The organism is bacterium (assembly GCA_019912885.1).
Lineage (GTDB): Bacteria > Lernaellota > Lernaellaia > JACKCT01 > JACKCT01 > JAIOHV01.
In genome coordinates, this window is the sequence record JAIOHV010000108.1 from 1 (window position 1) to 5,751 (window position 5,751).

The 5,751-nt window shown below is 63.4% G+C and carries 6 protein-coding genes; all 6 read left to right on the forward strand.

Annotated features, from left to right (window positions below; genetic code table 11):
• On the forward strand, positions 1–1,179 hold a 1,179-nt coding region (locus tag K8I61_09235; protein ID MBZ0272209.1), incomplete at its 5' end, for a hypothetical protein.
• Between the two features lie 32 nt (positions 1,180–1,211).
• Positions 1,212–1,511 carry a hypothetical protein gene (locus K8I61_09240; GenBank protein ID MBZ0272210.1) on the forward strand — a complete coding sequence of 100 codons (300 nt, stop codon included), beginning with the start codon at positions 1,212–1,214 and terminating at the stop codon, positions 1,509–1,511.
• A gap of 274 nt (positions 1,512–1,785) precedes the next feature.
• Positions 1,786–2,187, forward strand: a complete 402-nt coding sequence (locus tag K8I61_09245; protein ID MBZ0272211.1) for a hypothetical protein — start codon at positions 1,786–1,788, stop codon at positions 2,185–2,187.
• A 297-nt stretch (positions 2,188–2,484) separates the two neighbouring features.
• Positions 2,485–4,479 (forward strand): hypothetical protein, encoded by a 1,995-nt coding sequence (locus K8I61_09250; GenBank protein ID MBZ0272212.1) that lies wholly within the window; start codon positions 2,485–2,487, stop codon positions 4,477–4,479.
• 32 nt (positions 4,480–4,511) lie between these two features.
• Positions 4,512–5,225, forward strand: coding sequence for a class I SAM-dependent methyltransferase (locus K8I61_09255; protein ID MBZ0272213.1), 714 nt, complete (start codon positions 4,512–4,514; stop codon positions 5,223–5,225).
• Positions 5,222–5,751 (forward strand): cobalamin-dependent protein (locus K8I61_09260; GenBank protein MBZ0272214.1); only part of this gene is annotated, 530 nt, incomplete at its 3' end. The genes K8I61_09255 and K8I61_09260, both read left to right, overlap by 4 nt.

Here is a 5,751-nt window from a genome sequence, read left to right on the forward strand (position 1 = left end):
CCAACGGCGTTTTTTACTTGGGGCGACGCGAACGACACGTTTCGGCGCGTTCGTCGCACCGGCAAAACCTGGACTTCCGAACCGTATTATTCTCCTGCTGACGACGGGCAGGTGACGAAGGCCAAATATTGCTCGAATACATACGCGGCCGCGACGATGATGTCGGATGACCAGTCGTCGATGAACTGGCTCTACACGAACGGAACCGACGCGATTACGTCGAGGATTTACGACGGACTTATTTCCGGCGTCCACGACGCCTACGCCCTGGGGCCCGACGACTCGCTTCATGCGGTTTATTATCGAAGTGGCCCGAGCCCCGCTTTCATTTACCTCACAAATACCGGCGGGCAATGGCGTGAAGAAATCATCGCGGAGGGCGAAAACGTAGGCTACTACCCGGACATTGCGATTGACTCCTTGAATCGACCACACGTCGTTTTCTCCGATTATACAAATTACCTTGCGTTTTATGCCTTGAGAAATAACGGCGGCAATTGGTCGATCAACATAGTGCCGAACTACTTCCGAAGAGTGCGGGTGTTAAGCGACGATACTCCAATCGCCTTGTATTCGAATGATTCGGACATGCTCCACGTAGCAAGAAAGAACGGCACCGCATGGGAGGAGGATGCCATTTTTCCTGGAAGAATCGATGGATCGGATATGATAAACGGCCCCGCAGACGACATTCACATTATCTATCGACGCGACAAGAGCTTCTATTATGCAACCAAATACAACGCTCTGTGGATTGAGGTATATGTTCTTGACGTTGGTACGACATCGGGTGACGCCTCCGCTACGCTGGATTCACTCGGCAATGTTCACGCTGCCATTTACGACCCCGCCGGAGCTAATGGATTCATTTATTATGCGACGAATCGAAGCGGCGCATGGGATGTTGTTTCGCTAAAGCCGACCTTAGGAATCTCAAATGCAGGTCACATCGTCTCGGACGCCGACGATAATGTATTTATATATACGAGCGGCACCGATCAGGTTACATACGATCATTGTTCCGAGCGCGTGACGAGTAGCGATGGCATTAATTGGGAACGCGAGTGGCTTGACTGCGCGGCGGCGGGCGTCTCCGATGCTTTCATTGCGTTCGATGGCGATCATATTATTGTTGGGGCATCATCGGGATTAATACTATATAATCTGCCGGGGTTATGAAGCGTGAATTGACAACGAAGGAGGGCGAGATCATGAGGGCGAACCAAGTTGCGCTGACGGTACTATTTTCGTTTGCTCTAGCGTACACCGCTTCGGCATACGAAGACCCAGATGCTCCGGCGGATTGGACGTATAACGGCCATAGCGTCGATGCATCGGTAACGGAGGAGGAGGATTGGTCCATCGAATGGACGGGGACGCTCGACGAGTCGGCAGATTTTTCGAACTTCGTCGTTGAGGGAATTCCATTTATTGGTTATCCATGGGCCACCGGGTCGTTCTGCGTCGGTATCGTCAAGATCAAAAGCCATGCGTATAATCCGGCGGAGTAAAATAAGGGACAGTCACCTATTATAGTTATCTTGCGTTGCGCGAGTGCCTTTAAGCCGGGCGCCGACGGCGCGCGTAGGTCCTGGTTTCGGCCACTTCCGAAGCAGGTGGGGACACCTGCGGTCCCGGGGCGTGGCTATTGTTGTTTGGACGAAGAAAAACCTCGCTGACCGATTACCCGGACACCTTTGAGTTCAACCTGTCCGTGGACGACAGTGGGCGCGACTCTATATCGTCGCCGAGGACGACATCGACTACCTCGGATGGGTCCGCGGCGTGACTCCGGACTACGAAAACAAGGGCAACGTCGTCGGCGTCGTGTTCTTTAACGACGGCGAAAACTTCGAGCCGGTCGGCTGCGCCGGGGCGACGTTCGATCCGGCCGCTTCGTCGCTTCTTTATCTCGACTACGACGAATACGGGGAGTTCCTCGAATCGGCCGCCCGCGACGTCACCTCCGGCGGCCCGTACAACAGCGAAGGAACGCACCCCGACGTGCCGGTGTTCGTGGCCTTCAACCTCACGCCGGGCTCATACGACTTGACGGTCGAGGCCGACGGCGAAACGAACGACGACACCATCCCGTTCATGCCTGCGGGTGTCGTGGTTTTCCCGGCGAGCATCTTCCGCACGCCGGAGTTCGAGGAAAATCCGACCGGGAGCTGGTGCAAGGAGTAGCGATAGGCTGCAAGGTCGTCGCAAGAGGAGAATAAGTCGCCAGCTCCCCAAGTATTGGCGGTGGGGTATCCCTTTTGCGTTTCATCTTTCCCCCCGCCTTGCCAGCCGCGCGGCGCGCGGTTTACATTGCGGGGGTTGCGAATTGCGTGACCGTTGTGTTACCCGAATTCTCTTGTCGGAAGGAAGGTGTGACGCCATGCCCCAGTATCGACCGAGTCCGAAGCCGAAGCCGAAACCGACGCCGGATACCGTCCGCCGGCCCTGATCGAATCGTCGCAAGGTGACGCGGGCGCCGGTTTGACCGCGCGTCCGCCAGATCCGGCGCGTCCGCCCGATCCCCCGGATCGGTGCGGCACGCGGATCGCATGGATTGTCGTCGCCGTCGCGATCGCCGCCGCGTTTGTGCGCGTTCCGCCCGGCGCGTTCGTGTCGGGCGATCCCCCGCTCGTCCAGAACTACCCCAAACACGTCTACTTCACCGCCGTGCACGAACGCCTTTTGTGCGGCGATGGCGCGGGCGGCGCGTCGTGGGGATACGACCCGCGCGTCGGCGCGGGCGTGCTCGTCGGCCCGCACTGGTTCATCTCCGAGTTGGCGACAAGCGCGCTCGCGTGCGCGGGGTTTTCGCCCGAGCGCGCGGTGATGCTCATGATCCTCCTGGCCTTCGCGGCGCCGCCAATCGGCATGTATTTCGGCGCGCGATGGTTCGGGCTCGCGCCGCGCATCGCCGCGATCGCCTTCGCGATCGATCTCGCCAACACGCATCTTGGCGCGCGGCTCGCCTTCGCGCTCTCGAGCATGGGCGGGTTTGTCGTCGGCTCGTCGCTGGCCGTGCCGGTTTGCGGATGGCTCTGGCGTCTCAACGCCAAACGCGGCCGGCCGGCGGCAAGCGCCGCGGCCATCGTCGCCGCCGCGCTGCTCGCCGCCGCATGGAATCCGCACACGCTTGTTCCGATGGCGGCCGGCGTCGCGTGCGTTCTGTGGGCGACGCGCTTGCGCTCGCTCGCCGGCGCGCGCCTCATCATCGTCGCGGTCGCGCCCGCCGTCATCGCGCTGGTCGTGGGCGCGTGGCTGTGGCCGGGCATCCGCTTCAACGCGGACCTCGCCCATGTCTACGAAATTTTCTACCGGTTCGTCGCATTCGGCTGGGCGTCCAGCTACCGGTGGCTCGGTTTTGTCGCGCTTCTGCACCCGCTGGCGCTTGGCGCGATCGCGCTCGGCGTCGGTCATGTACGCGGGACCGGCGATCCCGCACCGCGCGCGCTGATGGCCGCCGTCGGCATCATTGCGGGCGCGAGCGTGCTGGCCGTGATCGCGGGCCTTGGCTCGGTCGTTTTTCCGACGCGGTACCTCGACGCGGCCGTGAGTTTCGCGGCGATCCCCGCCGCCCTTTCGGTGAGCCGGCTCGCGAGCAGCCGGCCCGCGCGTACCGTGACGATCGCCGTCGTCACCGTGCTCGCGGTAGCGATCGGCGCGGCGACGCTATTGTGGAATCCGTTCGCGCGCGTTCGCACCGAGCCCACGCCCGCGATCGCGGATCTCGTCGCGTGGCTGTCGGCGAACACGGGAGATTCCGCGCGCATCCTCGCGGAGTCCGCGCACAACACAACGCTCGATATCCCCTACGACTACTCCGCGATGCTGCCGCGCCAACTTCCGGGGCGCCTGTTCGCGAACCTGCCGACGCTCGATTCGCCGGGGCTCATGTATTCGACGCACCTCGCCGACGGCCGGCTGAACTGGCAGCCGATCTACCTATTCACCGACGCGGACCTGGCGGAGTACGCGCGCATTTACAACGTCGGCTGGGTGATCGCATTCAGCCCGGCGGCGACCACGCGGTTCGACGAGGCGGCGGAGCTGTTTGAACTCGCGTGGACGGGCAAGCCGTTTCGCGTTTACCGCGCCAGGCGCACGCCGTCGTTCTTTCTCGCGGGCGCCGGGCGGGTGGACGCGGATCTGAACGTGGTGCGCCTGTCGCATGTGACGCCGGACAAAAACGGCGAGGTGATCGTCTCCTTCCACGCGTTCGCGAGCCTCGCGGCTGACGGCGTCGCGATCGACGGATGGGAGCATCGCTTCGATCCCGTGCCGATGATCCGTCTCGTGAACCCGCCGCGCGATGTCGTTATCGAGAACGACGTGTCGCGCGCCTTCCCGAGTCCCGGCGACACATGGGACGCGTATTTCGAATCGCTCGTCGAAACGTACCGCAAACTCGGCGCGCGCGAGGATGTCCCCGACGGCACCGGGTTGGTGTTTCCCGAAGGCGCGGTCGGCTCCGTCGATTGACGCCGCTTTCGGGCCTGTGAGAAGAGTCGTTCATGACAATCGATCGGGCTGCCTCCGAAATCGGGCGACCGGGCCTGGCCGCGCCGAGCGACGATTACCGCGCGTGGCTGCGTCGGCTGGAGCGGTGGTATTTCCGCTCGCGGGCCAGCCGCCTTTTCGCGGAGCTGATGAGCCGCAAGGCGCGGCATCTGTACGAATACGCCATCGACCGCGTCGGGCCACTTGCCGCCGGTTCGACGATCGCCGACATCGGCTGCGGTCACGGCACGCTGCTTTCGATGTACCTCGCGCGCCATCCCGGGGTACGTGGGTTTGGCCTCGACCAGAGCGCCGAGTTGCTGAAGTTCGCGCGGCGGCAGGCCGATCGCGCAGGCGTGGCGGCGGAATTTCTCGCGGGCGACGTTCACGACGCGGGGCTGCCGCCGATGGCGTTCGACGCGGTGGTTTCGACAAGCTCCATCTACTGCTGGCATGACCCGGTGCGCGCGCTCGATAACATCCACGGCGCGATGAAACCCGGCGCGCGCTTTCACCTGTGGGAGGTGCTGCGCGCGGGCTCGTGGCGCGATGCGTGGGCGATGCTGTTCGACCTGAAGGTTTATGGCCTCTCGTTGCCGAGCTACACCGAGGACGAGATGCGCGCGTTCGTCGCGCAAAGCCGCTTTGGCGGCGCCGAGGTGGAGATCGACCGCCTGTTCATCCGCTTCATCCTCGAGCGGCCGGCGATAGGCGGAGACGCTCCGTGAACGTCCTTCTCGTCAATCCGTCGTCCGGCGAGAACCGCCGCGCGGGCCCGTACAGCCGCACCCTCAAACCCATCGCGCCGCTCGGGCTCGCGTATCTGGCGGCTGTCGCGCGAAAGGCGGGGCATCGCGTGGCGGTGGAGGATCAGTACGCCAGCGGCATCGATGCCGCCGGCGTCGCGGCGCTGGCGCGCGAGCTTGGCGCGGATGTCGTCGGTTTCGCGTGCCTGGCGCCAAGCACGGCGTGCGTATCGGAGGCGGTCGCCGCGCTTCGGGCGGACGGATCGCGCGCGCACGTCACGCTCGGGCATCTGCATGCGTCTTACTTCGCGGACGATCTTTTGCGCGATCTTCCGATCGACAGCGTCGTGTTTGGCGAGGGCGAGATCGGCTTTGGTGAATTGCTCGCGCGCCTTGATTCGGGCGCGCCGCTCGATGGCATCGACGGCGTGGCCGCGCGCTCGGACGAAGGCGTCGCGCGCGGCGGCGCGGCGCGGCTCGTGCCGGACCTGGACGATCTGCCCGCGCC

What these genes read in the sequence shown, in the direction of transcription:
- K8I61_09240 (MBZ0272210.1), top strand. Translation starts at nt 1,212, where the DNA reads ATGAGGGCGAACCAAGTTGCGCTGACGGTACTATTTTCGTTTGCTCTA.
- K8I61_09255 (MBZ0272213.1), top strand. Translation starts at nt 4,512, where the DNA reads ATGACAATCGATCGGGCTGCCTCCGAAATCGGGCGACCGGGCCTGGCC.